This is a genomic window from Streptomyces boncukensis, from assembly GCF_011045075.1.
Lineage (GTDB): Bacteria > Actinomycetota > Actinomycetes > Streptomycetales > Streptomycetaceae > Streptomyces > Streptomyces boncukensis.
Genome location: NZ_JAAKZZ010000900.1, coordinates 1 through 1,704, shown reverse-complemented (window position 1 = coordinate 1,704; position 1,704 = coordinate 1). Strand labels below are relative to the sequence as shown.

The window sequence follows — 1,704 nt, the reverse complement described above, 5'->3', positions numbered from 1 at the left end:
CCAAGCCCTCCTCCGCCTCGCCCGCCACCGCATCAGCGTCATCTTCGCGATGCTCCGCGACGGCACCTTCTACGAACCCAGAACCCCCCGCCTCGCTTGACGAAGGACATAGAGGCACCCCCCGCTCTTCTTGGGGGCTTCGAGGGGATCTCCCAGGCAGGAGTGCCTCTGGTGCTCGGCGTCGGACTGACCCGGCAGCAAAGACCCCCTGGGGCCCCTGTCTTGGGCTCGGTAGCGAGCAGCCCATCAGTCTTCGTGCGGAGCTTCCAGTTCTTGAAGCCGTTCCGCGATGTCGTCGGCCCATGTCTGTGCCCACCGCCGCAGCAGAAGGATTGCTTGGTCGTCGAGCCCGTACGCAGCGAATTCCGTATCGTCGATCCAGTCGGCTCCGCCCAGCCGTGCTTGAAGCTCGCTGAGGTCGAAGGAGTCGCGGGCATGACGCCGACCGAGCTCTTCGAGTTCGATGTGGCTCCAGCGGTCAGCGGCGGCTTGTACGTCGATCAGGTCCCTGGCGAGTCCGCGGTCGGCCAGCGCGCGGACCTTTGTGCCGACGACGTCTTGGAGAGACAGCACCAAACCGTGCTCGGTGTGCACGGGGGGCCGCCAGAGCGCTTCCTTGAGGATGTCGACCTCGCACTCTTCATGGCTGGTGGGATCGGTGACGATCAGACGCGCGGACAGCGGGTCTGTCTCCAGAGCTCTTACGCGCCATCCACGTTGCTCCAGGCCGGTGCGTACGACAGCGGCAATGTCCTCCATGCGGTCCGAGTTCTCGGTCGCGACATCGAGGTCCTGGCTGAGCCGGTCGACAAGTCCGTGCGCTTGGACCGCGTAGCCACCGGTAAGCGCCAGAGGGTAGGTACCACCCACGGCGAGCACGTCGGCAAGCAAGCGGCGGTGCAGATCGGTGAGGTTCACGCAGCAGCCTGGGCGCTGTGAGCCAGCTCACCGAAGGAGCTCTCCCATACCTCACGGACGTCACGGCTGACCAGCGTGCGGAGCGTGGGCCACAGGTCGACGAGGTGGTCGCGGTTGAGGAATCGGACCAGGTCGTCGTGCAGCCCCTCGGCCAGGACGATTCGGTAGTAGCTCATCCGTAGCCGCGGCTGATCGAGATCGAACGTGGTCAACCCCGACCACGCCAGATGGAGCGGCAGACACACCGTGCCTTGCTCGGGGCCGGCGAGCTCGGAGAGCGCAGCGGGCAAGCGTCGCGCGAACCTGGCACGGCGGAGCTCGGAAGGACTGGGCTGTGATGCCATGCGTCGATTATCCAGGAGGAGACTCCGATGGGCTCCCGGTTCAGAGGCACACGCCGCTGTGGACGGAGGCCGTGCACCGGCGGAGACAGTCGGGCACAGAGGGAAGCCCCGGTAGGCCAGGTCTCACCGGAGGAGAGTGCCAAGGTGGAAGGGGGGCGCTCTTCCTCGTCGGACAGGACGAGTCCAGGTGTCGAACCCGACCGGCAGCCGACGTGGATCTGGCACGCGAGGAGCAACCATTCCGTACAACGCAGAGGCCCAGGTCTCTGACCTGGGCCTTAACTCTGGAGCGGGCGACGGGAATCGAACCCGCGCTCTGAGCTTGGGAAGCTCATGTTCTACCATTAAACTACGCCCGCGAGGAGCTCACCGAGGGTGGCTCGTCGCGGGATACTCTACCTCATGCCGGACCCCCGTCGCGCAGACGTGGGGTCTTTTTTGG

The 1,704-nt window shown here is 65.7% G+C and carries 2 protein-coding genes and 1 tRNA gene; all 3 read right to left on the bottom strand.

Annotated elements, in window-relative coordinates; genetic code table 11:
- Positions 1–246 precede the first annotated feature (246 nt).
- The 3 genes from G5C65_RS36820 to G5C65_RS36810 all read right to left on the bottom strand — a co-directional run bounded on the left by G5C65_RS36820 (position 247) and on the right by G5C65_RS36810 (position 1,621).
- Positions 247–918, bottom strand: a complete 672-nt coding sequence (locus G5C65_RS36820) for a nucleotidyl transferase AbiEii/AbiGii toxin family protein (protein ID WP_165303386.1) — start codon at positions 916–918, stop codon at positions 247–249.
- Positions 915–1,262 (bottom strand): transcriptional regulator, encoded by a 348-nt coding sequence (locus tag G5C65_RS36815; RefSeq protein WP_165303385.1) that lies wholly within the window; start codon positions 1,260–1,262, stop codon positions 915–917. Before G5C65_RS36815 ends, G5C65_RS36820 begins: the two co-directional genes overlap by 4 nt.
- Before the next feature lie 285 nt (positions 1,263–1,547).
- Positions 1,548–1,621: transfer RNA gene (locus G5C65_RS36810), tRNA-Gly, on the bottom strand.
- Positions 1,622–1,704: the final 83 nt, after the last annotated feature.

Coding starts and splice junctions, on each gene's coding strand:
- G5C65_RS36815 (WP_165303385.1), bottom strand. CDS start 1,262: ATGGCATCACAGCCCAGTCCTTCCGAGCTCCGCCGTGCCAGGTTCGCG.